The organism is uncultured Campylobacter sp. (assembly GCF_938041645.1).
In the GTDB taxonomy this organism is placed as follows: domain Bacteria; phylum Campylobacterota; class Campylobacteria; order Campylobacterales; family Campylobacteraceae; genus Campylobacter_B.
In genome coordinates, this window is sequence record NZ_CALIST010000048.1 from 16,767 (window position 1) to 41,707 (window position 24,941).

The window sequence follows — 24,941 nt, forward strand, 5'->3', positions numbered from 1 at the left end:
TTAAAATCCTATCTCTTTGATATCGGCAAACTGCAAAAACGCGCGATAAATTTGTCCGATATTTGCGATACGATTTGCACGTATCGCGGTATCCTGGACGTTTATCATTACGTTACCAAAAAAATCATCAATCACGCCTTTAAGCCCAAATAGTGAGCGCAGATACCCACTCACATCGTTTTCGTTGAGCTTAATAGTCCTGAACGCCGCATTTAGCGCGCGCTCAGCGTCGTGTTCGAATAGGTTTTCGTCCACCGCGCCTATTTTTTCGTCCTTGATGATATTGGCTAGGCGCTTAAAAGTCGCGAAATTTTCCCCGAAATCCGCTGCTGCTGCGATCTCGCCCAGCGCCTTTATGGCCTTGCTTAGTCGTAATAGATCGTTTTCGCCGCTTGCGATGCACGCCTTGATCACGGACGGATTTATCTCATCAAAAATTCCGTATAATCTATCTTTCATAAAATCCAGCAGCTTAGAAATGTCAAATTTCTTATAATTTGGCGCCAGCTTTTGCGCCAGCGCATTCGCATCAAAGCTCAATCCTTGATTTAGTAAAATTTTAATTAGCCCCGTAGCTGCGCGGCGAAGCGCATACGGATCTTTGTTGCCGCTTGGAACTTTATTGATGCTAAAAAGCCCCAGGAGCGTTTCAAATTTCATCGCCACAGCGATTACGCTACTAAATGCGCCGCTTGGCAGCTCACTATCTTCGCCACTAGGCAGATATTGCTCGCGTATCGCGCGGCATACATGATCTGCCAGTCCAGCGTGTGCGGCATAGTAGCTGCCCATAATACCTTGAAGCTCGCTAAATTCGCCCACCATCGTGCTGCTAAGGTCTGCTTTACTAAACATTACGGCATTTTCCACATCCAGCGCGAAATCCTTTTTGCCGATCTCCGCTTCAATCTGCGTAGCATAATCCGCGCTCAGTGCCCTTGCTACAGCTAGCTCGCGCACCTGCTTATCATAAACCGAGCCAAGAGCTTGCATATAGGAAATTTGCTTAAGTTTTTCAGGACTAAATTCCGCTTGCAAATCGCTTTTCCAAAAAAACATAGCATCGCTTAGGCGCGCGCGTAAAACTTTTTCATTACCGCGTATCACCAGCTCGTCATCATCGGTGATCGCATTACTAACGACAACGAAATGATTGCTTAAGTTTTTACCCTCGAAAACGGGAAAATAGCGCTGATTCTCCTTCATCGAAGTGATGATTACCTCTTTTGGCACGCTTAAAAAATCTCGCTCAAAGCTGCCTAGCAGCGCCGTCGGATACTCAGTGATAGCCGTTACTTCATCCAGCAACGCAGGATCGACCTCAATTTTAAAGCCATGCTTTTTCTCGAGCTTTGCAAACTCGCTTAGAATTTTATCTTTTCTTTTTTGCTCGCTTAAAATTACGCCGTTACGCTCCAGTAGTGCGAAATAATCTGCGGCGTCTTTAAATTTAATCGCTTCGTAGCCAAATTTTCGGTGCGGAAAAAATGCAGCTGCGCTTCGCACGCCATAAATTTCAAAATCTACGTTCTCTCCGCCCAAAACGCAGGCTATACTTCTTATCGGACGGATAAACTCAAACTCGCCGCTACCCCAGCGCATTGCACGTCCAAAATTTAGCGATCGTAAAAACTCTTTTATCATTTCGCCCAAAATTTCACGACTATCGCGCCCCTTTTGCACCGCAGCGTGGTAGAGTACCTCTTTGCCACCTATCTGCCGAAATTTCAGCTCGCTTTCGCTTATGCCGCATTTTTTAGCAAAACTTAGTGCTGCAGGGCTCCACGCGCCGTCTTTTAGGGCGACGGACTTAGGTGCGCCCGTGCTTACGATCTGCGCATCATTGCCACGTTGCGGAAAATCCTCGTGAAATAGCACGAATCTACGCGGGCTAAATTCGAAGCGAAAGTCGCTATTTATGCGGTTAGCCTCAAGCACCGCGCGCCATTTTGGCGCGATATTCGCACGCTCTTTTAAAAACGGGATCGCAGGCAGCTCCTCGACCCCAATCTCAATAAGTAGTTCCATCTTTATCCTTTTTTCGTTGATTTCGTTTTTCGTTTTTCTCCATCATTTCGCGGTTAAATCCTACGATCATAAATATCATAAAAAGCACGAAAAGTGCGGTTATAACGGCGTGTATCATTCTACTATAAATTCCTTTTGCCCTTTATAAATCGTAAAATAGGCATTTTTAAATTCTAAATTTTTGCCGTTTTGTACAGGAGCGCTTTTGCGAAAAATTCTAAACTCTCCCGCGCTTTTGAGATTAATTATGCCGTCTTCAACGTCGCCTTTGATAGTGCTTATCACATCTCCTGCGCGCAGCTGCCGCACCGATGCGCTAGGCAAAACGTATGGCGCGATAGAGCCTACGTTGCCGTTTCTAGCTACGATCTCAAAATCGTCGATTTCAAAGCTTTGCTTATAAAATTTCGTCTTTTTTACTAGCAGATCGAGTTTATCGCCTAGCTGTAGCCCGCTGCCGCCATAGACAAAAACTCCACTTCCATCTTGAGAAATCGCAAAGCCGTGGCGGTTTGTAAAACTCACGACTACGCCTTTTATCAGCACAGGCTCGCTTATAATGCGCCCGTAAAGCTTTTCTATCGTGACGACCTTTGCGGAGCTAGCGGTATTTTTAGCTAAAAATTCTTGCTTTTTCGGCATAGATTTTAAAGCGCCTTCGTCCGTCAGAATGAAGCTAATCGGGAAATGATCGGAAGCGGTAAAGGATTTAGCAACAGCGAAGCTGTCCTTTTTATATCCCGGCTCGCTACTAAAAAAATCGTCGCTAAGTAAGATATGATCGAGCACCGCGCCACTTTCATGAGACTCACAAGAGCTAAAATGCTTTAACTGCGAGCAGGGATGTAGCGCCCATAAATCACTAAATCCGTCGCGCTCGATAAGCTCGTTTAGCAAAGAATTTCGCCCGAAATTCGTATTAAAATCTCCTGCTACGATAGCGCGTTGGTGTCCTTGCAAAACCTCGCGTAAAAAGGCGAAATTTCGCCTGCGCTCGCTAAGCGGATTGCGTGCAGAGAGCATATGTACGACATAAAAGCTAAAATCAGTGCCGCCAAGCGCAAAATCAACGCGCAAAATATCTCGTGTTTTAAGCTCTGTCGGGCGGTAAGTTTTTTGAAATTTTATCGGTATGCGCGACATCACTGCCACACCCGCAGGTGCAGTCTGTGCGCGCGAAAAAGCGTAGAATTTATAGCCCGCCTTCTGCGCAAGTGCTTTTAGCACAGCTTCGTTTTCGATCTCTTGCAGCCCCAAAATATCGGCATTAAGCGCGCTTATCTCATCCGCTACCGCTTGCAGTTTGCGCTCGTATTTTTGCTCGCTCCAGCCTCCGCGCCCGATCTCAAAGTCCGCGTACTCCGTGCCGTCGTTTACGCCGTCGAATAAATTTTGCACGTTAAACGATGCGATTTTCAGCTCCGCCGCACTCGCGCCGCAGAAAAACATCGCAAAAAGTAGCGCTAAAACTCGCAAACCGCGCTCCTAAAGTCAAATTTATCGATGTTTTGGCGGATCGCTTCATAGGTTACGATACCCACGCTGGTGGCTAAATTTAAACTGCGCCCCGCCCCGCTCATCGGGATCGTGATGCAGTTTTCGCGGTTTGTGCGCATGATCTCAAGCGGCAGCCCGTGACCCTCCGAGCCGAAAATCAAAAAATCGCCCGGCTGAAATTTCGCTTCGTAGTAGAGCTTGTTCGTCTTCGTCGTCGCAAAAAAGAAGCGCTGCTTAAATTTCTCGTTCGCCGCCATAAACTCGTCCCAATTTTCCCAAATTTTAAGATCTAAATTTGCCCAGTAATCGAGCCCAGCTCGGCGCAGATGCTTATCGTCGATGACAAATCCCAGAGGCTTGATCAGATGCAAGCGGCACCCCGCATTGACGCACATACGCCCGATGGAGCCCGTGTTTGTGTGGATCTGCGGATATACTAACACGATATTAAACATCAAAAATCACCGATTTTGCATGAGCAGAATTTTGCGATTTAAAATTCCGCGAGGCAAAGTTTTGAGATTTAGAATTTCGAAAAGCTAAATTACGCGGCTTGGGATTTCGCGCAGTAAAGCCTTGCAAATTTAAATGGGCAAAATTCCATAATTTGAAATTCTGTGAAATAAAATTTAGGTTCATGATTTTGCGACGCTGCAGTACGTCAGATTTTTTCTCACAGCAATACGGCTCTTGCATTTTTTTGTGGCGCGGCGAGGCAACTACTCCCATAGAACAGGACGCGCGATACGGCTCGCTAAATTTTGCTTTAATGCGTTTAATATAACGCAGGCTGTGAGATTTTGTACCAAGATGTCCTAATCTGCAAAATTTCATCTCGCTGTAATGCGAGCCGTAAAATTCCGCCTCACTGCTACACAGTTCGTATAATTTCTCGCCACAGCGATGCGATCTGCGAAATTCGCGCGATCCATAAAGCTTCGCCTCGTGGGCTTTTTTGGTATGGCGGCACGACGGATGAAATTTTAATAGGCCAAATTCCGCGTCGTGAAATCCTACCGAGCTAAGCTTTGCACTATGAAATCTTACGCCGCAAAAATTTAAATTTCGCTCGCCATAAAAGATAAAATTTCGCGCAGCAAAAATCACGGGATTTCGCCTGCGATCAAAGCAAAAAGCGCATTTTTGCAAAGACGCAGCATTCTTGCAAAACGCGTAAATTTCGTCGCGACGATAGAATTTTTTCATAAAACTAGCTCCTAAATAAAACGGCGATTTTACAGAAATCTCTCTAAATTTACGCTTTTAAAGCCGCTACAAACGCCCTAATCTCCGCTTCTTGCAGCCTCTCAATCTCCTTGCCAATCGCAGCGCCGCGCAGATTGCGAGCGACATCCGCGGCGCAAACCAAGCTTTTAAATTTCTTATCCCAAATCCCAAGCCGCTTCGCCGCTTTCACCCTACCTTTACAATACAGCCCGAGCCACTGCTTAAGCGGCATTTTTAGAGCGATTTTACATAGTCGCTCGTCGCTTACCCGCTTAAAAAACGGCTCGCTAAGTAGCCTTTTATAAAGAGAATTTAGCCCTAAATTCTTTAAAATTTTATCTTTATCTAATCCTAAAAAATTCAAAAACGCGTATAAAAAAAACATTTCATTTCTCACGAAAGATTCGCCGTGCTCTATGAATTGCATCAGCCGCTCGTGCGTACGCGTATCAATCCGCAATCCAAAAACCCGCTCGTAAAGCCCTAGCTCTTGCATTAGCATCATCCCATATCGGTGCATGGGTGCACGGAAAAATTTAATCAGCTCTGCTTTAACGCGCTCGCAACTAAGATCGCTAACGTCGATACTACGCATGAGCTCTAAGGTGTGATGCTCGGTGCGAAGCTCAAATCTTGCGGCAAACTGTACCGCGCGATACACGCGCAAGCTATCCTCCACGAAAGTGCGTGGATCAACCACTCGCAAAATACGCGCGCGCAGATCCGCAAGCCCGCCGTAAAAATCGAGAACTTTACCGCTTATAGCGTTTATCATCATCGCATTGATTGTAAAATCACGCCGCCTACTAGCCTCATGTTCGTCCGTAGCCAAAGCGACACTGAAGCCCTTGTGTCCGATGCCTGTCTTACTCTCGGTGCGCGGCAGCGAAACATCGAAATTTTTATATTTATAGACAAAGTAACTCTTGCCGACGCCCTGTGCGCCGAAGTCTTGCATAATTTGCTCAAAGCGGTGCGGACTCACATCGTAAAGCTCCACATCCACATCAGCGCTCGCCCGCCCCAAAAAATGATCGCGCACGCAGCCGCCTACTAGATATATGCGTGAGCTAAATTTTTTAAGATAATCTAAAAGCGCGATGAAATCGTCATTTTGATAGATTTTCAAGTCGGTTTTCGATACTTGCAAGCAAAAATTCCATAAATTTTAAATTTAGCTCCACACGCGCGTTCAAATCGCCCTTCTCAAAAGCGTTCAGCCCCTCAAAAAGCACTAAAATTCGCTCTTTTATCGCGCTCAAAAACTCCGCTTCGCTTGAAATTTTAAAATCTGCATTTGCGAGATATTTTGATTTGTCACCCGCTTGAGGTTGTCTCGCGGCCCCAAGGTGTCGCGCTTCCTCGGGCTGGTGCAGGGCGGAATTTTGAGCACCATAAGAGGCAAAACTTTCCGCTTGCATATCCTGTGCGGCAGAATTGCGAAGCTGCGGCGTGGCGAGCTCATCGTCTCGCACCCCAGGGATCGTAAAATTCTGCGGCTGCGAAACGAAATTTTGCTGGCGCGTGGCAGCATTTCGGATCTCTAGCGCGGCGGAATTTTGAGCTTGAAGCGACGCTAAATCCTGCTTTTTAGAATGCGCCGTACCGAAATAATCGTCAGCTTCGTTTTCTTTGAAATCAGAGCCAGGCCCAAAATCGTCATTGCGAAGTTCCTTAAAATGCGCGCCTAAAATACGAGGTTTCAAATCTTGCTCACTTTGGGAGTCGTCATCCGTAGAATTTAGCACTAATTCAAAATCTTTACTTTCGGCAGAGTTTTGCACCATGTTTGCGTCCCTGCTTTGCGGCGAAACAAACCCATTCATATCGCTGCCTAAACTATCGTAAATTTCGCCTGCGATGCCCGATAAATCACGAAAGCTTTCGTCAAATTTTGCGGTGGAGCTTTTTAAAATTTCATCGCTTGCAAAGGTTGAATTTGCGGAATCTTTGCCGCTTGCAGAAGCGGAATTTATAAAATTTTCTCCATTTAAAGAGACGGAAACCACGGAATTTTCACTGCTTGCAAGATCAGAGTTTTTAAAATTCTCCTCGCTGGAAAAAGTAAAATTTCCATCTTTTGCGGCAGATTTTTTTAAAGTAGCGTTCGCTGCAAATTCCACGCTGCTAGGCGCAGAGCTCTTACTCGCCATGGGATTTGAATGATCGAAGGCGGAATTTAAAGCGTCCGATGAAACAAAGCGCGAAGTGGAATTTTTGGTATCCAAGGAAGTGAAATTTTGCGCGTTTGATGAAGCGATATCCGGTGCAGATGTGGAATTTAAGGCGCTAGATGCAATAGGATCTGGCGTAAAAGAAGCGGGGCTTAAAGCATCCTGCGCTTCTACTTCAGCGCCGTTTGCATTCACAGCCCCCTCTTGCTGCACCGCCAAATCTTGCGCGCGCTTTTGTGCTTTCATCTCATTTACTGCTTCGATGATATCTTCCAGTTCATTTTCATACATCAATTAGCCACCTCTTAAATTCCGCTTGTTTGTGCGCATCGACGCTAAAAAAGCGCTCCAGCATCGCCATATTGACGCCAGAGCTTACTCGATGATTCAAATTTAGCCGCGCAAAAAGCACCGCCGCATCGCCATCTTGCGGATTATCACGTAAAATACCGCGACAAATCCGCATTGCGCCGTAGATATCGCCTTTTTTCTCAAGCTCCATAGCGTATGCTAGCGCGCCATTCAAAGCTAGCTCCTAAGCCTTAGCCGCGTAATCTGCGATGATCGAGCCGATCTCTGCGGTCGAGCAAATTTCTTTGGCGTCGTACTGCGCGATATCCTTGGTGCGGTATCCGTCGCGAAGCACGGCGCGCACGGCGCTTTCGATCGCGGCTGCGGCCTCATTTTCGCCAAATGCGTATTTTAGCATCATCGCAGCGCTTAAAATCGTAGCGATCGGGTTTGCGATACCCTGCCCCGCGATATCGGGCGCGCTGCCGTGGATCGGCTCGTAAATTCCTACCTTACCGCCGATACTCGCACTCGGAAGCAATCCGATCGAGCCGCAGATCATGCTCGCCTCATCGCTTAAAATATCGCCGAACAAATTCTCCGTCAAAATCACGTCGAACTGCGCAGGCGCCCGCACGAGCTGCATCGCGGCGTTATCTACGTACATAAACTCCAAATTTATCCCCGCATAATTTTTCGCTAGCTCGCTTACGACCTCGCGCCACAGCTGGCTTGTTTCAAGCACGTTGGCCTTATCCACGAGCGTTATCTTTTTATTTCGCAAAAGCGCAGCCTCAAAGGCAACTTTTGCGACGCGCTCGATCTCAGAGACGTTGTAGCACATCGTATTTAGCGCGTCCTTTTCGTTTTTAACGCGCGGCTGCCCGAAATAAATCCCGCCCGTAAGCTCGCGCACCACCATTATATCGACGCCTTTGATGATCTCCGGCTTTAGCGTCGAAGCATTTATCAGCTCATCAAAAATCATCGCAGGACGCAAATTTGCAAACGCTCCAAGCTCCTTGCGAATCTTTAACAGTCCGCTTTCTGGGCGCAGTTCGCGCGGCAAGCCATCCCATTTAGCGCCGCCGATCGCGCCGAAAAGCACCGCATCGCTTGATTTAGCGGTATTTAGCGTCTCATCTGGAAGCGGAACGCCCATAATGTCGATTGCCGCGCCGCCCATCAAGCGGTAGTCAAAATTTAGTTCAAAATTAAATTTATGGCTTACGGCATCGAGCACTTTGATCGCTTCTTCGATGATCTCAGGGCCGATTCCGTCGCCTTTTATCACGCATACGTCGTATTTTTTCATCCAAATTCCTTACAAATTTATCTTTGTTTTTGCATAATTTATCGCTCCGCCCGCGTCGAGGAGCTTTTGCATAAACTCCGGTATCACGCCGAATTTATACTGCGTTTTTTGAGTTAAATTTTTAATTACGCCGCCCTTTAGATCGATGCTAAGCTCGTCGCCCTGCGCGATCTTGTCCGTCTCATCGCATTCGAGGATCAAAAAGCCGGTGTTGAAGCTGTTTCGGTAAAAAATCCTAGCGAAATTCTTTGCGATCACGCATGAAATTCCGGCGGCCTTAAGCGCCATTGGTGCGTGCTCGCGCGAGCTGCCGCAGCCGAAATTTTTCCCCGCTACGATGATGTCGCCGCGAGCTATTTTGGACGAAAAATCCTTGTCCGCATCCTCCATGATATGCGTCGCAAGCACCGCCGCGTCGGATGTATTTAGGTAGCGTGCCGCGATAATAATATCGGTGTCGATATCATCGCCGAATTTCCATACTTTTGCCATATTTCCGCCTTAAATTTTAAAATAGATGCGCGATTTTACCGACAAATTTATTAAAATCCGCTCAATCGCTCCGATACGAGGGCGGAATTCCTCGTTTGAAATTTAGGGCTAAATTTAAACGCGAGAGCGCAGAGATAGAAAGTACGTAGGCGTTAAATTTTAAATCGGCGGCGTAAAGGGCGGAATTTCGGCGCGCTAATTTTCGTCTTGCAAACGCGGAATTTTAGAGAGTAATCTTAAATTTAGCTAAAAATATAACCTAAATTTTAAAATTTAGCCTAATTTTTATGATTTAGAAAATTATTAAATTTAGATGATTCGCGCCGTATATAAGCAAAAATAAAGAGCGTTTCGGTATAATCCGATTTTCCAAAACCAAATACACAACGACACAAGGAGATTTTATGGCGAGCCCAAAAGACGCCTTAAGCCCCATCGAGCAATTTTTCGACGACAATCAAAAAAGCTACATCACCTACGAAAGACTGATAAAATTTTTCGACAAAGCTCCCACCGCGACGGCCGTTAAGAAAGTCGAAGCGCTTACGAGAAAATTTGACGTCGAGCTGATCTCCGCCGCAGAAATCTCCAAAATCAAAAATTTAGAGGACGCGAAACTCAAAGAAGCCACGCAAAAAAAGCTGCTAGACGAGGGCTGGGACGAGGAATTTGATCTATCCAGCGACGTCGAGCTTTTGGAGTGGAGCCGTTCGGACAGCCCGGTGCGGATGTATCTGCGCGAAATGGGACAGATCCCGCTGTTAACGAAAGAAGAAGAGATCGAGATCAGCAAAAAAATCGAGCTCGGCGAGGACATCATCATCGACGCGTTTTGCTCGGTGCCATATCTGATAGATTTCATTTTAGATTATAAAGAGCCGCTAATCAACCGCGAGCGCCGCGTCAAGGAGCTTTTCAAGAGCTTTGACGACAGCGACGAAGAGGGTGAAGAGGAAGACGAAGAGGAACTATCGGAGGAGGATTATGACGACGAGGAGGATGAGGAAAGTGCGGACGAGGCGAAGCAAAGGCGATCCAAAAAGAACGATAAGCGCGCTCTAAAGGTCATCGAAAGCTTCAAGGCTCTCGAAAAAGCCAAAAAGGACTGGATGAAATTTGCCGAGAAAAACGCCGAGGCGATTAAGCAGAGCAAAGGAATTTTATCGAAGCTGAACTTGGCGTTTAAAAAGAAAATTTTAAAAGAAAAACTCATGGATCTGGGCCCAACTAGCAAGCTCATCACCGAGATCGTAAAATCGATGGAGACCGCGCTAAAAAGCGACGAGGGCTTCGAAAAGGAGCTCAAACGCCTGGAATACAAGCTGCCGATGTTTAGCGCCGAACTACGCGAAAATCACAAAAAAATCCTAAAAGATATCACGAAGCTCAGCAAGGACGACATCATCGCGCGCGTGCCGGAAGCTACGATGGTCTCGACCTATGTCGATATAAAAAAGCTCTTTTTGACAAAAGAGGCGAGCAAAAAAAGCTTTAATCTTGAGCCCGAGCGGCTGAAAGAAATTTTAGAGCAGATCAAACGCGGCAAGCGCATCAGCGACAACGCAAAGGCGCGCATGGCGAAGTCCAACCTGCGCCTGGTCGTCTCCATCGCCAAACGCTACACCAACCGCGGGCTGCCGTTTTTAGACCTCATCCAGGAGGGTAATATCGGGCTTATGAAGGCTGTGGATAAATTTGAATACAAGCGCGGTTATAAATTTTCGACCTATGCGACGTGGTGGATCCGCCAGGCGATATCGCGCGCCATCGCTGATCAGGCTCGCACGATCCGTATCCCGATCCATATGATCGAGACGATAAATCGTATCAATAAAATCACGCGCAAATATATGCAAGAAGGCGGCAAGGAGCCCGATATCAACGTAATCGCGCAAGAAGTAGGCCTTAGCGTCGATAAGGTAAAGCAGGTCATCAAAATCACAAAGGAGCCGATCAGCCTAGAAGCGCCGATCGGAAACGAGGACGACGGTAAATTCGGCGATTTCGTCGAGGACAAAAGCTCGGTTTCGCCGATCGAGCAAATTTTAAAATCCGATCTAAAAGAGCAGATCGACGATATTTTAGAACAGCTCAACGACCGCGAGCGCACGGTGATCCGCATGCGATTCGGACTGCTTGACGACGAGAGCGACCGCACGCTTGAAGAGATCGGCAAGGAGCTCAATATCACTCGCGAGCGCGTCCGCCAGATCGAAAGCTCGGCGATCAAAAAGCTAAAACACCCAAAAATCGGCCGCAAACTCAAAACCTATATCGAGAGCTAAAACAAAACGCAGATATAATTTACTCTTTTTACTCTTTGAACGCCCGGCAAATTTAAAACTATAGATAGTCGGGCTTTGGCTTCGGTATTATTGATCTTAAACGCACGACAAACTGAAATCCGCCCAGATCCAAGTCGGGGTGTCAATAATATATTTTTCAATCTAAATTTTATCAGGCGGAGCACAAATCAAGGCATAGTAAAATGTAGCAGTGCTTTGAATACCGATTTTGAGATGCTTAAGGTTTAAAGTCCGTAAGTTTCAAACTCCAACGGGATGGAATTCTACCGAAGCGGAAAGGACGCAAAGCCCGCCGCCAAAAGGAGTTTCAATTCCCAACGGGATGGAATTCTACTAAGTATCACGAAAATAGCGGGATAGTAGAGTTTTGTTTCAATTCCCAACGGGATGGAATTCTACACGCAGTTGCGCTTTCGCGCAGTTACCGCAGTGTGTTTCAATTCCCAACGGGATGGAATTCTACCTTTTTTGTGGTAGCAAAGAGTTTGCAGATGAGCGTTTCAATTCCCAACGGGATGGAATTCTACAAGCAGAAAAGGTCGAAAAGGCAAAGCAAACCAGTTTCAATTCCCAACGGGATGGAATTCTACCAAAATGCTCGGCTATGCGTTTATACTCATTACTTAGTTTCAATTCCCAACGGGATGGAATTCTACTTACGCGCAGCATAAAGCCGAGATAGCGAAAAAAAGTTTCAATTCCCAACGGGATGGAATTCTACCGTTTTTTGGTGTTTTTATCGCATTTGTTGCGATCGTGTTTCAATTCCCAACGGAGAGAATTTATACAACTTCAAACGTTACGAATACCGAGCACAGTTGGCGTTTCAAACTCCATCGGAGTAAATTTACACGTCGCAAAGCGGTCGCACCCGCTCGCCGCTTAGAGTTTCAAACTCCAGCGGAGGAAATATATATTGTATTATTTTATGAATATATTGCTAAAAGCTGTATGTTTCAAACTCCAGCGGAGGAAATTTACACAAAAAGGAGCAGTAATGGCAGAGGAAAACATCGTGTTTCAAACTCCAGCGGAGGAAATTTACACAGAGCCAGAAATTCTATTTTTCTAGGCTATGAATACTTGAAGTTTATATTCCTGCTTCTTAAATTTAGATAAACGGCAAAGGCGGTTTAAAATAAAAACACCGTATTTGCGGTGTTTTGCAAATCTTAGCCAAAGCTTTATCCGCACAATTTTCAAAATTCCAACTACAACCAGGTAGCACGATTTAACGACACAAAAGCCGCCGTCGTTTTGCCGCGCTGTCATTCCATCCCGCACTATCTAGCTAGCTTACTGCACGCCGACGAACCGGCACTCGGTACCGGCAAACTTTGACACACACTCAATCGCATCCCGCCGCCATACTGCCGTACTCGCAATCGCAGCGCCCATAATTTGCCGCATTGCCGCGCTACAACCGCAATACTATCTTAAATTTACTGCTCCGCCGCGCCGTATTGCTCTTAAATTTACCTTCTGCCGCACCGCTAAATTTAGCTGCGCCGCAAGCTGCGTTTTCTAAAGTAACTATAAATCCAAGCTCCGAGCACCAAAACCCCCGCGAGACAATACATATAAAAGGCCGCGCCGTTTTCATACTCCACGTCCTGCGCGGTAAAGATGGACTGCGACATTTCGGGGTTTCGCGCCGCCTCGTCCGAGATCTGCACCATCACCTCATCATCATGCACGTCTAGCATGATCTTTCGCAGATCGATGAAATTCGTCCGCTTCTGTAGATGCCTGCCGCTGCGACCCGTGACGTAAACGCTATGCGAGTAAAAATTTAGATAGTAAAATCCCGCGTCGTCCTTAAAAAGCCTTTCCGAGATCTGCCGCACGGCACCTTTAAACGGATTATCGCCCGCCCTTTTTAGCGCGCTTAGCCTGCTGGCGTCTGCGCCAAATTTATAATAAACGTACCAAAATGCGTCTTTGAGCCAGCCCTCGGCGCCGCTACCGCGCGGGCGATTTAAAATTTTATCCTTGCTTAGATAAAATATGCCGTTTTTGCTCGCAAACAGCATGTATTCCTGATGCCCGCTCTGAAAATTTAGCGGCGTATAGGGCTCGTTTGCAGTATCAAATCTCTCGCCGTTCATCAGCACCGCGCCCATAGCGGGATCATAAAGAAACTCTATGCCGGCGTTTGGCTCCACGAGATACATCTGCTCACTAGGCGTGAAATTTAGCCTCTCGCCGTCCGCATAGACGCTGCGTCCGTCGCTCAGCCACCGATCGACCGGGCGAAAGTGCACGGGCGAGCCGGAGCCGTCTTCGTATACGGTTTTTAGCCTTATCTGTTTTAGATTTTTTGCGTCGGCACCCGCTAAAATTTTACCCTCGTAAAATACCCGCTCGCCGTCCGTGGCGACGTAAGGGCTCTCGGTCAGCGGCGAGATGGGCGCGCTAGTATCAAGTCTAGCGTATGGGTAGTTGTACTCCTGCGGCCATTTGGAGAGCCCAAAGGCGTGGAAAAATACCTTGTAAATGTAGCTTATCGCGCTGCCCGTGCGCTGCGTGACGTCCGAGCAGAAGTAGCTCACGCGCCCGTCGCTGTAGTAGCGAGAGCCGATCTTTTGCGTGCGAGCGGGATCGAGTCCCGACATCTTGCGAGCGCCGCAAAATACGCGGCTAGCATCCATACCGACGTTTGTGTAGGAGTATCTGCCGGTATCAAGCGCGCGAAAGCTCGCCGCGTCCGCGCCGCCCTCTAGCTCGTAAGGAGCGAGATTCCAAGAGCGTAGATAAATTTTGCCACCGATATTATAATAATCACTGCTGCCGATCTTTTGCGCGCCTGCGGGCAACTCGCGCGAGTTATCATACACCGATAACTCATAGATAAAAACGAGCGAGACGAAGAGCGGCACGAAAAGTACCGCAAATAGCAGCCTTAGCGCCTTTTTATCAAATTTGCTTAAATTATTCGTCTTTTTCATAAGGCAATTATATATCTTGCTAGTTTAAAACGTTTGAAATTTGAAAGCGTTTGCGGGGAAATTTTAAAATTTAGGCGCGGTAAATTTGGCGGCGAAAGCCGCGGGTAAATTTGGCGGCGAAATTTGAGCTCAAATTTACCCGCAACCGCGCGAAACTACTCAAGCTCCGCGCGAATTTAACTTAGTACCCGTCAAAATGCTTGGTCTTTGGCAGCACCAAATTTAGCGTGATGCCGATAATCGCGCCAAGCCCCACTCCGCTAAAGCTCATCGCGCCAAAATCCAGCACCATGCCGCCGATCGCGCACACAAAGATAAGCGCGACGATGATCATATTGCGCGGCTCGGCTAGATCCACGCTGTTTTTTATGAGCGTTTCCATGCCCACGCTAGCGATGATACCAAAAAGTAGCAGCATAATGCCGCCGATGACGGGAGCGGGGATCGTGGAGAGCGCGGCGCCGAGCTTGCCCACGAAGGCTAGCAAGATCGCAGCAAGCGCGGCAAAGGTCATGATGGCTGGATTGTAGGCCTTCGTGATGCTAACCGCGCCCGTGACCTCAGAGTAGGTGGTGTTCGGTGGGCCGCCGAAGCAGCCTGCTAGCGACGTCGCGAGCCCGTCGCCTAAAAGCGTGCTTTTAAGTCCCGGGTTTTTGAGAAAATTTTCCTTCGTGACGTTGCTGATCGCGAGCATATCGCCGATGTGCTCGATCGCGGGCGCGATAGCGATAGGCACCATGTAGATCACGGCTTCGAGCTTAAAAACCGGTGCGGTGAAATTTGGCAGCGCAAACCACGGCGCGTTTAAAATCGGCGTAAAATCCACGATGCCGACAAACAGCGACGCGCAGTATCCGGCTGCGATGCCGCAAAGTATCGGCACGAGGCGCAGCATGCCGCGGCCAAACATCATAACGACGATAACCGCCGAAAGCGAGATGAGCGCGATGGTAAGCGACTGCCCTTGCGTATAGAGCACCTCTTTGCCCTTGCCCATGACCATATTTACGGCCGCGGGCGAGAGGATGAGGCCGATCGTCATGATGACGGGACCGACGACCACAGGCGGTAAAATTTTATGCAAAAACCCCTCGCCTTTGAGCCTAATAAGCAGGCTTAGAACCACGTAAAAAAGTCCCGCCGCGATCACCCCGCTCATAGTCGCGGCGATTCCCCACTCCTTCACGCCAAAGCTTAGCGGCGCGATAAACGCGAAACTGGATGCGAGAAAGATCGGCGGGACGTGTTTGCGCGTGATGAGCTGAAACAGCAGCGTGCCGATGCCCGCCGTAAACAGCGCCACGGACGTATCAAGCCCCGTTAAGATCGGCACCAGCACGAGCGCGCCAAACGCCACGAATAAAAACTGTACGCCGACGAGAGCGTCGCGTAGCCTGAGATTGTAGCCTTCGTATTTTTCCATCTTCTCCTCTTTTATCTTTGCGGCTTGCCTCGCGAGCGTCTTTAACGGAGCTAGCAAAAATTTAGCTTGATAGGCTATATGCCTTATCTTCGCTAAATTTTTACGTCGCAACCCTTAAATCCATCTCGCGATCCTTCGCCTTGGCTCCTGTATTAAAATTTATAATACACCGACATTCTGTAAAATTTAACTTGCTGCAGTCGCGGACGAATAACCCGCTCCTTTGCAAGCACTAAAAATTTATCGAAACTACACATCATCTGTTTTGAATATTTTCAAAATTTACGCCTTTCCGACTCATTTTGCCGCAAATTCTATCCAAAGCGCACGATTGCGCTCCTTTATTCGGCTCATTTCCGCCTCGACTAAAGAAAAAATACTACGCCTTAATTTTTAAATCTGACACATCAAAAATTTAGACCTACCCGGTCGCAGACAAGCAATATGCTCCACTCTCAGCCGTCAACTACCTGCGATCCATCTTAAATATTTTAAAATTTTAGCCTCTTTTTAAAATTTTAAGACCTCGCTTTGAAATTTTGCGCTCAAGCTTAAAACTAAATTTTAAATCAAAACCGTTACGCCACATCATATACAAGCGCCATTTTGCTGTGATTTTGCGTCGTATCAGATGCGCGAAGCCGCAAAGCGAAAATCAAGCCCATAAAATTATCAGGCAAAGCCGCGTAAACAGATCCAAACAAACAACGACCAGAATCCGCAAACCAGCAACTAAATTTCACAAACATAGCGGATAAATCAAAACTATACAGACCGAATTTACCGCTAAAATTTAGCGAGTAAATTCCATCGTACGGCTATTTTTTGCGTAGCAGGTCCTTTAGGCTTGCCCTTACATCCTTGCCACGCAGAATTTGCGCGACCTCGGTAGCGATCGGAGCGTAGATCTTGTGCTTTGCCGCGATATTTACGACCGCTTCGGTCGTAGCTACACCCTCGGCGACCTCGCCCAACTCGCGCAGAATTTCCTCAAGCCCTTTGCCACGCGCAAGCCCTAATCCCACGCGGTAGTTTCGCGATAGCACGCTTGAGGCGGTCAAAAACAGATCGCCCACGCCGCTTAAGCCCAAAAAGGTCTCGTCTCGCGCGCCGAAAAACTTGCCGAAGCGCGCGATCTCTACGATGCCGCGAGCGATCAAGCTCGCTCTAGCGTTATTGCCAAGCTCAAGCCCATCGCAAACGCCGCTAGCGATGGCGATCACATTTTTATACGCGCCGCACACTTCTGCGCCGATGATATCGCCACTCGTGTAGGTTTTGATGTAGGCAGGGAAGACGCTTGCGAAAAGTTCAGCTAGATTTTCATTGCACGAGCTTACGACGAGCGCGCAAGGCAGCTTCTGCATGACTTCGGTGGCAAACGACGGACCTGATAAATAAGCAAGATTGCCGCGCGCGACGTGAGATTCAAAAATTTCGTTCAAAAACTTACCACTTGCCGCGTCGATGCCCTTGGAAGCGACTAGAATTTTTTGATTTTTGTAGGTGAAATTTTGATCCAGCCACTGCGCGGTTTGCTGCGCTGCGAGCGCAAACACCAGTGCTTCGCACTCCAGAGCCTCGCTCACGCTTACAAAATGCGGAATTTGCCTTGGCGTGCGCGAAGTGATGACGCATTCGTTTTTTGCGCTAAGCGCGTCAAAAAGCGCGCTACCCCATTTGCCCGCGCCGATAACCGCGATTTTCATTATGTTCCTTTTTAAAAATTTATTCGCAAATTTGCGGTTTTTCAAATTTCATTCTCTTGAAATTCCCGCTCTTTGAAAATTTAGCCCAAAAGCGCCAACATGAGCCTGCGCAAACGCTAGCCGAAGCCACGCTTTAAAATTCGCTTTTTGAAATTTCATCTCGTTAAAATTTCGTCTCATTAAAATTTCACGCTTTTGAAATTTACTCAGCAAAAACTTCGCTTTTTTAAAATTTACCTCGCTAAAATTTAATACTTTTAAGGTTTTGCTCTTCCGTCAAAAAACACTTTCACAAAAGGCGCGGCAGTGAACGAATGAGGATTTTGAAACTCCATTATACGTTTTAAATTTCACTCGTGCATCGCCAAGGCAAATCAAATTTTTAAAAATTTTACTCAGACGCTTAAGTGCAAATCGCGCTTTTAAATCCGCTTAAATCTATCAAGGCGTGCTTTGGGCCTAGATGATCTGCGGTCGCTCGCCATGTTATCGTTTGGCGCAAGGTTTGGGGCACGCGCATCCGACGCAGCGATTGATTAAATTTAACCTACACATCGACTCACCGCTCAAATTCGACCCTGCGTATTCGATCTTATCCGCGCACCCGAGTTGCCGTTTTTGCTCTCTCAAGCAGAGTAATTTTACGCATTCTCTGCAAGCTTTGCCGCGCTTTGACGGTAGCCCTAAGTAAAATTCCTAACGGACGCGCTTCTTAAACCCCTACGTCGCAGACCGACACTCGCGCAAACGACCCGTACGAGAAAGAACGAGCTCGAAAGAACAAAACGTGTGCGAGGCAGAGCGGGTAGCCGCCGAGATCGCACCGAATGAAATATAACACGCAAAAGCCCTCGTCATTGGCGCCTGAAAGCTTTAGCTCGAAGCAAAACACTGCGAGCGGATTTAAAATTTTATCCCTAGGGGTTTTATCTATCGCGTCACTCCACCGCATTTAATTCGCCGCCGCGCAAGCTGCGAAATCAGCCCAGCTTCTGTTTCAGAAGCTCGTTTACCTTCGCGGGGTTAAACGCGCCCTTGCCCTCTTTCATAACTTGGCCCACGAAGAAGCCGAATAGCTTGTCCTTGCCGCCGCGGTAATCCGCGACCTTCTCCTCGTTCGCGCCCATAACGCGCGCTATGATCTCCAAAATCGCGCCGTCGTCGCTTACCTGCCTCAAGCCAAGCCTATCGATGACCGAGCTTACGGCCTCATCGTGCTCCATTAGATAATCAAGCACCTCTTTGGCGGCCTTTTGCGACACTGCGCCGCCTTCGATCGCGCTTAAAAGCTCGCTCATCTTCGCGCTACCTACGGGCGAATCCTCGATCGTAACGCCGTTTTTAAGCCTGCCCGCAAGCTCGACGGTAAGCCAGCTGACGCAGAGTTTGGGCTCATGCCCCGCCGCGATCAGATCCTCAAAAAATCGTGCGTTTTCGTAGGTAGAGATTATGATCTCGGCGTCCTTCTCTTTAACGCCCAGCTCGCGGACGTAGCGTGCTTTTTTCTGATCGGGTAGCTCGGGGATCTGCTGCGCAGCAACTAGCATCTCGTCATCCACGATCACGGTTAGCAGGTCGGGGTCTGGGAAGTAGCGATACTCGGCGCTGTCTTCCTTGCTGCGCATCGGCTTGGTGATAAACTTAGCGGTGTCAAAAAGGCGCGTTTCTTGCACGACCTCTTGCTCATATTTGCCGTCCTGCCACGCTTCGATCTGACGCTCGATCTCGAACTCGATCGCTTTTTGAATAAATTTAAAAGAGTTTAAATTTTTAATCTCCACGCGCGTGTAAAGTTTTTGCTCGCCTTGCGGACGGATGCTGACGTTTACGTCGCAGCGAAACGAGCCTTCTTGCATGTTCGCGTCGCTGATATTTAAAAAGCGCAAAATGCTGTGGAGTTTTTTTAGATACGCGACCGCCTCGTCCGCAGAGCGCATATCAGGCTCGCTTACGATCTCCAAAAGCGGCGTGCCTGCGCGATTTAGATCGACTAGGCTGCGCGAGCTTTCGTGATTATTTTTGCCCGCGTCCTCCTCCAGGTGCGCGCGCGTGATGCCGATGCGCTTGCTCTGTCCGTCCGCAGCTATAAAAAGCTCGCCGTGCTCGACGATCGGGATCGTCCACTGCGAAATTTGATATGCCTTGGGAAGGTCGGGATAGAAGTAGTTTTTGCGGTCGAATACCGACTTGCGATTGATCGTCGCATTGACGGCGGTGCCGAAGCTGATAGCTTTTTTAACCGCTTCCTCGTTTAGCACGGGAAGAGCGCCCGGAAGCGCTAGGCAGGTCGGGCAGACGTGCGAATTCGCCTCATCGCCGAAGCTCGTGGGGCAGGAGCAGAAAATTTTGGTTTTGGTATTTAGCTGGCAGTGTACCTCCAGGCCGATCACGGTTTCAAACATAAACTTAACCTTTTAGAATAAAAATTTCGCGTAATTTTACAATTTTTTGCTTTAATACTCGCTTGTAGCGGCGCACGGCGCGGCTAAATTTTAAAATTTAATCGAATAGATTTCTATTCGCCGCCGCTAAGGAGCTTTTCTTTCAAATCGAAAACATCGACCATCAAGCAGGTGATGATGACGCAAATCACGCCGGGAGCAGTGCAGATGAAGAGGAATTTTAACCCCAAAAAATAAAATGACGGATAGGCAAAAAAGACGAATGCGCCGACGAAGATCAACCCGAACGACGCACCCACGAGGAAGTATAAGAAATTTCGTTTAAAATTAATGCTCATCGACGATCACGGCGCCCGCTAGATAAACGTAGCTTAAAACCATGAAAATAAAAGTCTGCAAAATCGCCATAAAAGTAAGCAGCGCAAACGGTACCATCGGTATTAACGCAGGAGCGAGAGTAAGCATAACAAGAAGGAAGGTATCGTCGCCTTTGATGTTTCCAAAAAGTCGGAACGAAAGCGATACGACGCGCGAAAAATGCGAGACGATCTCTATGACGAACATAAACGGAGCTAGGATTTTCACCGGCCCCATAAAGTGCTTTAGATAGTTGATCACGCCGTGCTCGCGAACGCCCTCAAAATGGTAGTACAACCAAACGCAAAGCGTAAGCGAAAGGGTTAAATTTAAACTCGCGCTAGGCGACTCAAAGCCCGGCACCAAGCCGATAACGTTACTAAAAAATATCACAAATCCCAATGTTGCGATTAGCGGAAGATATTTTTTAGCTTGTTCCTCGCTACCCATCGCGTCCTTACCGATCGTTAGCACGCCGCTTAGGTAGGCTTCGGCGATATTTTGCATGCCATGTGGCACAAGCTGAAGCGAGCGAGTGGAGCAAAGCGCGACGGCTACGATGATAGCGACGACCAAAAAGAAGTAAAAAAGGTAGATAAAGGTGTGGTCGTAAGAAATTAAACCGCCGAAAAGGAAGATGTCTTTTAGCATAAAAACCCTTGATCGTTGAAATTTGTGGCGTATTTTACACTTCTATTCGTTAAAGTATATTTAAATTTACGCTAGCGAGTGAAATTTTGAGCTTTGCGAATTCTTGCACCGCTTACTTGCCTAGCACTTTCGTCTAGCTTGCGCGCCATTTCGGCGGGAATTTTGCGTTTTTTTGGCATTTAGCTCCACATTTTCAGCAAATGACAAAATTTTTGCTAGTAAGCACGAAATTTGCGGCTACACTGTCAATTCGCCATTATTGCAAATATAGAATTAATCTGGCACATACGGCGAAGCTCTAAGCCGGCTGGCGGTAAAATTTGTGTTTACAGATACAAAAAATACGATAAAATTTACCGCGACGGCACCGCGATAAATTCTAAGAATTCCAAGAATTCCACTCACCTCAAAAATCATAGTTAAAATTTAGCAAACTCAGAACTTGATTGCTAAAATTTTATAAAATTTATATAAAAACCTTGACATATTGCCACTCAATGTTGTATAATACTGGCAATCTTACCGAAAGAGTGCTAAAAGTGAAAACGAATAAACGTGATATGATCCTGGAATCCATCATTTCCGCCTATCTCGATAGCAACACCCCGATCGGATCTTCAGAGTTGGGTGAGCGTATGGGCGTAGCGATGTCAGCGTCTAGCATCCGAATTTATTTTAAGCGCTTAAGCGACGAGGGGGCTTTGACGCAGCTTCATGTAAGCGGTGGTAGAATTCCGACGGTTGCGACGATGCAGGATTACTGGCGCGCTAGGCTTAGCTTCAACGATGAGTTAAAAATAGACGATGCTCGCGAGCTAGAAGCGGTGCTTGAGGATTTTGAAATTTACTGTATGATTTTCAACGCCGAAAACGAAGCCCTAAGCGAAGTTATCAATCACGATAATCGCTTCATAATCCTTACATTTAGAACGGACGAGATTATCTTAAAATACGATTTTAGAGTTTTTAAATTCTTATCAAATTTAATAGGAATTTCACTCGGAGATTTGGAATTAGCTTCGATGCAGATCGGTCTGCGCGAGCTTAGCACCAAGATCAGGGAGCTAAAAAATTCTAAAATCGAATTTCTTTGTAACGAGGTTGTGGCGTATAAAATTTTCAAAGACGAGCGGTTTAAAATTTTACTCAATCCCTCGATCGCCGTAAATTTTACGAAAAATTTGATCTTCGCGCCCTACTTCGAGCACGGATTTATGGGGATCAAACGCCCCGTAAAATTCGAAGGCGAGGACGCTACGATGATCTGCGCAGGCAGCGTTTACGAGAATTACGAGAAATTTTTTAACTACGCTAAAGGAGTAGCATGAGCCATAAATTTAAAGAGCACGGCGATAAAAACAGGGCGTGTGAGAGCGAAGAAAAAGAGGTTTGCGAGCAGTGCGCATCAGAGGCGAGCGAGCCACAAGAGGCGCAGACATGCGACGATACTGACGCGCAGATACAAAAGCTTCAAAACGAGCTGAGTGAGATCACTGATAAATTTTACCGCGCCAATGCGGATTTTGAAAATCTCAAAAAACGTTTGGAAAAAGAAAAAGATAGCGCTGTTGCTTACGCTAGCGAGAGCTTTGCGAAGGATCTGCTGCCGATAATCGACGCGCTTGAGGAAGCCGCCAAAATTGATGTGGAAGGTAATGAGCTTGCAGATAAAATTGAAGTTGGCGTAAAACAATGTCTAAGCCTTTTTACAAAGACTTTTGAAAAATATGGTATCGTTCCGATAGCGACGGATGCGGGATTTGATCCTAGCGTGCATAACGCCATCTCGATGATTGAAGCCGAAGGCGCTAAAAAAGGCGATATAGTTCAGGTCTATCAAAAAGGCTATATGTATAAGCAGCGCGTTTTGCGCGCCGCTATGGTAGTAGTGGCGAAATAATCGTCCAAATTTTAAAATTTTAAATTCAATACAAAGGATAACAAATGGCAAAAGTCATAGGCATCGACCTAGGAACAACAAACTCGTGCGTAAGCATATTCGAGCGCGGCGAGAGCAAGATCATACCGAACAAAGAGGGTAAAAACACCACTCCGTCAGTAGTAGCTTTCACCGACAAAGGCGAGGTTTTAGTAGGCGACAGCGCCAAGCGCCAAGCAGTCACCAACCCGGAAAAGACGATCTACTCGATCAAGCGCATCATGGGTCTTATGATGAATGAGAAAAACGCGCAGGAAGCTAAAAAGCGCCTACCGTATAAGATTATCGACCGAAATGGCGCGTGCGCGGTAGAGATCGCGGGCAAGGTTTATACGCCGCAAGAAATTTCAGCCAAGGTGCTAATCAAGCTAAAAGAGGATGCTGAGGCGTTTTTGGGCGAGCCGGTTGTCGATGCGGTCATCACCGTGCCTGCGTATTTCAACGACAGCCAAAGAAAGGCGACGAAAGAAGCAGGAACAATCGCGGGCCTAAACGTGCTTCGTATCATCAATGAGCCTACCGCAGCGGCGCTTGCGTATGGACTGGATAAAAAAGAGTCTGAAAAGATCGTCGTTTACGATCTGGGCGGCGGTACATTCGACGTAACCGTGCTAGAAACCGGCGATAGCGTTGTAGAAGTTTTAGCTACCGGCGGTAATGCATTTTTGGGCGGCGATGATTTCGATAACAAGCTGATCGACTTTTTAACCTCAGAATTTCAATCTGAAACAGGCATCGACTTGCGCGGCGATGTCATGGCTATGCAACGCCTAAAAGAGGCTGCGGAAAACGCCAAAAAAGAGCTAAGCAGCGCGATGGAAACGACGGTAAATTTACCTTTCATCACTGCTGATGCCACAGGTCCTAAACACCTGATGAAAACCATCACTAGAGCTAAATTTGAAAGCATGATCGATTCTTTGGTAGATGAGACCATAAGCACTCTCAAAAAGGTCGTAAGCGATGCAGGGCTAAGCATGAACGACATAAAAGAAGTCGTCATGGTAGGCGGCTCGACGCGCGTGCCTTTAGTGCAAGAGGAAGTCAAAAAGGCTTTCGGCAAGGAGTTAAATAAGAGCGTAAACCCTGACGAAGTCGTAGCGATCGGCGCTGCAATCCAAGGCGCAGTCATCAAAGGCGACGTAAAAGACGTGCTACTGCTCGACGTCACTCCGCTAAGCCTCGGCATCGAAACCCTGGGTGGCGTTATGACCAAGATCATAGAGAAGGGAACTACAATACCTACGAAAAAGTCTCAAACCTTCTCGACAGCAGAGGATAACCAAAGCGCCGTTACGATCAACGTCTTACAGGGCGAGCGCGAGTTTGCGAAAGACAACAAATCGCTAGGAAATTTCAATTTAGAGGGCATCATGCCTGCTCCTCGCGGAGTGCCGCAGATCGAGGTGGAATTTAACATCGACGCGAACGGAATTTTAACCGTTTCGGCAAAAGACAAGGCTACCGGCAAGGCAACCGACATCCGCATCACCGGCTCAAGCGGTTTAAGCGATGCCGAGATCGATAAGATGGTGAAGGATGCCGAGCTTCACAAAGAGGAAGACAACAAGCGCAAAGAGACCGTCGAAGCGCGCAACCAAGCCGACAGCATCGCACATCAAACCGAAAAGAGCCTAAGCGAGATGGGCGAAAAGGTGCCGGGCGATCTACGCGCTAAGATCGAGGGCGCGCTAAATGATCTAAAAGCCGTGCTAAAGGATGAAAACGCGAGCAAGGAAGCGATAAACTCTAAAGTAGAAGCCCTAAGCAAGGCCGCCGAGGATCTATACAAGGCCGCCGGCGCAAATCAGGGCGCGCAAGGCGGATCGCAAAGCTCCGGCTCAAACGGCGATAAAAAAGACGACGACGTCATCGACGCCGAAGTCGAATAGCTCGCTCACGCAAAGTGAAATTTATAGCCGCACGCTCGGTAATTTTGCTAGAGCTTGAAAGGCAATTTTACCGGCGCGCGGCAGAAGCGACTCCATAAACCGCACATAAAATTTCATAGCTTCACAGACTCGGGCGTTTTTCATACGCCCGAGCTTAACTGCTACTTCAAATTAAATTCCCAACAAACTAAAAATTTTGAGTCACACATAAATACTACTAAATTTTGCGCTGTATAAATCTCGCTAGACATTAGAGCATATCCGAACGCGATCGAAATTTCTCCGCACTG

The 24,941-nt window shown here is 47.4% G+C and carries 21 protein-coding genes and 1 CRISPR repeat array; of the genes, 4 read left to right on the forward strand and 17 right to left on the reverse strand.

From position 1 onward, the window contains the following. Genes glyS through Q0600_RS07080 form a run of 10 tightly spaced genes read right to left on the reverse strand, consistent with a single transcriptional unit; the run spans position 1 to position 9,024 of the window. Positions 1-2,028, reverse strand: coding sequence for a glycine--tRNA ligase subunit beta (gene glyS / locus Q0600_RS07035; RefSeq protein WP_298758539.1), 2,028 nt, complete (start codon positions 2,026-2,028; stop codon positions 1-3). Continuing rightward, positions 2,012-2,146, reverse strand: a complete 135-nt coding sequence (locus tag Q0600_RS07040; protein WP_298758542.1) for a hypothetical protein — start codon at positions 2,144-2,146, stop codon at positions 2,012-2,014. Before Q0600_RS07040 ends, glyS begins: the two co-directional genes overlap by 17 nt. Then, positions 2,143-3,504, reverse strand: a complete 1,362-nt coding sequence (locus tag Q0600_RS07045; protein WP_298758543.1) for an endonuclease/exonuclease/phosphatase family protein — start codon at positions 3,502-3,504, stop codon at positions 2,143-2,145. Before Q0600_RS07045 ends, Q0600_RS07040 begins: the two co-directional genes overlap by 4 nt. Beyond that, positions 3,492-3,980: a tRNA (cytidine(34)-2'-O)-methyltransferase gene (locus Q0600_RS07050; protein WP_298758600.1), complete on the reverse strand. Its 489-nt coding sequence runs from the start codon at positions 3,978-3,980 to the stop codon at positions 3,492-3,494. The genes Q0600_RS07045 and Q0600_RS07050 overlap by 13 nt, the downstream gene beginning before the upstream one ends. After that, on the reverse strand, positions 3,973-4,731 hold the full coding sequence (locus tag Q0600_RS07055) for a hypothetical protein (protein WP_298758546.1): 759 nt from the start codon (positions 4,729-4,731) through the stop codon (positions 3,973-3,975). The genes Q0600_RS07050 and Q0600_RS07055 overlap by 8 nt, the downstream gene beginning before the upstream one ends. 49 nt (positions 4,732-4,780) lie before the next feature. Then, on the reverse strand, positions 4,781-5,902 hold the full coding sequence (locus Q0600_RS07060) for a CCA tRNA nucleotidyltransferase (RefSeq protein WP_298758549.1): 1,122 nt from the start codon (positions 5,900-5,902) through the stop codon (positions 4,781-4,783). Then, complete coding sequence (locus tag Q0600_RS07065) at positions 5,862-7,217, reverse strand: hypothetical protein (protein WP_298758552.1); 1,356 nt, start codon at positions 7,215-7,217, stop codon at positions 5,862-5,864. The genes Q0600_RS07060 and Q0600_RS07065 overlap by 41 nt, the downstream gene beginning before the upstream one ends. Continuing rightward, the gene (locus Q0600_RS07070) at positions 7,210-7,452 is read right to left on the reverse strand and encodes a hypothetical protein (RefSeq protein WP_298758555.1); all 243 of its coding nucleotides are present in this window, start codon (positions 7,450-7,452) and stop codon (positions 7,210-7,212) included. The genes Q0600_RS07065 and Q0600_RS07070 overlap by 8 nt, the downstream gene beginning before the upstream one ends. Positions 7,453-7,461: 9 nt before the next feature. Next, positions 7,462-8,532 (reverse strand): 3-isopropylmalate dehydrogenase, encoded by a 1,071-nt coding sequence (gene leuB, locus Q0600_RS07075; protein WP_298099870.1) that lies wholly within the window; start codon positions 8,530-8,532, stop codon positions 7,462-7,464. Between the two features lie 9 nt (positions 8,533-8,541). Continuing rightward, the gene (locus Q0600_RS07080) at positions 8,542-9,024 is read right to left on the reverse strand and encodes a 3-isopropylmalate dehydratase small subunit (RefSeq protein ID WP_298758559.1); all 483 of its coding nucleotides are present in this window, start codon (positions 9,022-9,024) and stop codon (positions 8,542-8,544) included. A 404-nt stretch (positions 9,025-9,428) separates the two neighbouring features. Here Q0600_RS07080 and rpoD point away from each other — a divergent pair, with 404 nt between their 5' ends. After that, entirely contained in the window at positions 9,429-11,309 is a 1,881-nt protein-coding gene (gene rpoD, locus Q0600_RS07085; RefSeq protein ID WP_298758561.1) for an RNA polymerase sigma factor RpoD, read from the forward strand. A 258-nt stretch (positions 11,310-11,567) separates the two neighbouring features. Next, positions 11,568-12,377: a CRISPR direct-repeat array (repeat unit 30 nt; unit sequence GTTTCAATTCCCAACGGGATGGAATTCTAC). Between the two features lie 452 nt (positions 12,378-12,829). Here rpoD and Q0600_RS07090 read toward each other — a convergent pair. The 7 genes from Q0600_RS07090 to Q0600_RS07120 form a co-directional block, all read right to left on the reverse strand. Continuing rightward, entirely contained in the window at positions 12,830-14,278 is a 1,449-nt protein-coding gene (locus tag Q0600_RS07090) for a DKNYY domain-containing protein (protein WP_298758564.1), read from the reverse strand. 181 nt (positions 14,279-14,459) lie between these two features. After that, positions 14,460-15,701, reverse strand: a complete 1,242-nt coding sequence (locus Q0600_RS07095; protein ID WP_298758569.1) for a uracil-xanthine permease family protein — start codon at positions 15,699-15,701, stop codon at positions 14,460-14,462. A gap of 818 nt (positions 15,702-16,519) precedes the next feature. Next, positions 16,520-17,413, reverse strand: a complete 894-nt coding sequence (locus Q0600_RS07100; RefSeq protein ID WP_298758603.1) for an NAD(P)H-dependent glycerol-3-phosphate dehydrogenase — start codon at positions 17,411-17,413, stop codon at positions 16,520-16,522. Positions 17,414-18,122: 709 nt separating this feature from the next. Next, positions 18,123-18,362, reverse strand: coding sequence for a hypothetical protein (locus Q0600_RS07105; RefSeq protein ID WP_298758572.1), 240 nt, complete (start codon positions 18,360-18,362; stop codon positions 18,123-18,125). A 28-nt stretch (positions 18,363-18,390) separates the two neighbouring features. Further along, the gene (gene gatB / locus Q0600_RS07110) at positions 18,391-19,812 is read right to left on the reverse strand and encodes an Asp-tRNA(Asn)/Glu-tRNA(Gln) amidotransferase subunit GatB (protein ID WP_298758574.1); all 1,422 of its coding nucleotides are present in this window, start codon (positions 19,810-19,812) and stop codon (positions 18,391-18,393) included. Between the two features lie 113 nt (positions 19,813-19,925). After that, entirely contained in the window at positions 19,926-20,150 is a 225-nt protein-coding gene (locus tag Q0600_RS07115; protein ID WP_297896069.1) for a hypothetical protein, read from the reverse strand. Beyond that, positions 20,140-20,820, reverse strand: coding sequence for a F0F1 ATP synthase subunit A (locus Q0600_RS07120; RefSeq protein ID WP_291937725.1), 681 nt, complete (start codon positions 20,818-20,820; stop codon positions 20,140-20,142). Before Q0600_RS07120 ends, Q0600_RS07115 begins: the two co-directional genes overlap by 11 nt. A gap of 539 nt (positions 20,821-21,359) precedes the next feature. Here Q0600_RS07120 and Q0600_RS07125 point away from each other — a divergent pair. From Q0600_RS07125 to dnaK, 3 genes are read left to right on the forward strand one after another with little or no spacing between them, the layout of a single operon-like run. After that, positions 21,360-22,148, forward strand: coding sequence for an HrcA family transcriptional regulator (locus Q0600_RS07125; protein ID WP_298758577.1), 789 nt, complete (start codon positions 21,360-21,362; stop codon positions 22,146-22,148). Beyond that, positions 22,145-22,720, forward strand: a complete 576-nt coding sequence (gene grpE, locus Q0600_RS07130; protein ID WP_298758580.1) for a nucleotide exchange factor GrpE — start codon at positions 22,145-22,147, stop codon at positions 22,718-22,720. Before Q0600_RS07125 ends, grpE begins: the two co-directional genes overlap by 4 nt. A gap of 44 nt (positions 22,721-22,764) precedes the next feature. After that, a complete protein-coding gene (gene dnaK, locus Q0600_RS07135) occupies positions 22,765-24,651 on the forward strand; it encodes a molecular chaperone DnaK (RefSeq protein WP_298758583.1) in 1,887 nt (628 codons plus the stop codon). Positions 24,652-24,941 lie beyond the last annotated feature (290 nt).

What these genes read in the sequence shown, in the direction of transcription:
- gatB (WP_298758574.1), bottom strand. Translation starts at nt 19,812, where the DNA reads ATGTTTGAAACCGTGATCGGCCTGGAGGTACACTGCCAGCTAAATACC.
- Q0600_RS07105 (WP_298758572.1), bottom strand. Translation starts at nt 18,362, where the DNA reads ATGCGGTGGAGTGACGCGATAGATAAAACCCCTAGGGATAAAATTTTA.
- leuB (WP_298099870.1), bottom strand. Translation starts at nt 8,532, where the DNA reads ATGAAAAAATACGACGTATGCGTGATAAAAGGCGACGGAATCGGCCCT.
- grpE (WP_298758580.1), top strand. Translation starts at nt 22,145, where the DNA reads ATGAGCCATAAATTTAAAGAGCACGGCGATAAAAACAGGGCGTGTGAG.
- Q0600_RS07095 (WP_298758569.1), bottom strand. Translation starts at nt 15,701, where the DNA reads ATGGAAAAATACGAAGGCTACAATCTCAGGCTACGCGACGCTCTCGTC.
- glyS (WP_298758539.1), bottom strand. Translation starts at nt 2,028, where the DNA reads ATGGAACTACTTATTGAGATTGGGGTCGAGGAGCTGCCTGCGATCCCG.
- Q0600_RS07065 (WP_298758552.1), bottom strand. Translation starts at nt 7,217, where the DNA reads ATGTATGAAAATGAACTGGAAGATATCATCGAAGCAGTAAATGAGATG.
- dnaK (WP_298758583.1), top strand. Translation starts at nt 22,765, where the DNA reads ATGGCAAAAGTCATAGGCATCGACCTAGGAACAACAAACTCGTGCGTA.
- Q0600_RS07115 (WP_297896069.1), bottom strand. Translation starts at nt 20,150, where the DNA reads ATGAGCATTAATTTTAAACGAAATTTCTTATACTTCCTCGTGGGTGCG.
- Q0600_RS07120 (WP_291937725.1), bottom strand. Translation starts at nt 20,820, where the DNA reads ATGCTAAAAGACATCTTCCTTTTCGGCGGTTTAATTTCTTACGACCAC.
- Q0600_RS07040 (WP_298758542.1), bottom strand. Translation starts at nt 2,146, where the DNA reads ATGATACACGCCGTTATAACCGCACTTTTCGTGCTTTTTATGATATTT.
- Q0600_RS07050 (WP_298758600.1), bottom strand. Translation starts at nt 3,980, where the DNA reads ATGTTTAATATCGTGTTAGTATATCCGCAGATCCACACAAACACGGGC.
- rpoD (WP_298758561.1), top strand. Translation starts at nt 9,429, where the DNA reads ATGGCGAGCCCAAAAGACGCCTTAAGCCCCATCGAGCAATTTTTCGAC.
- Q0600_RS07080 (WP_298758559.1), bottom strand. Translation starts at nt 9,024, where the DNA reads ATGGCAAAAGTATGGAAATTCGGCGATGATATCGACACCGATATTATT.
- Q0600_RS07055 (WP_298758546.1), bottom strand. Translation starts at nt 4,731, where the DNA reads ATGAAAAAATTCTATCGTCGCGACGAAATTTACGCGTTTTGCAAGAAT.
- Q0600_RS07090 (WP_298758564.1), bottom strand. Translation starts at nt 14,278, where the DNA reads ATGAAAAAGACGAATAATTTAAGCAAATTTGATAAAAAGGCGCTAAGG.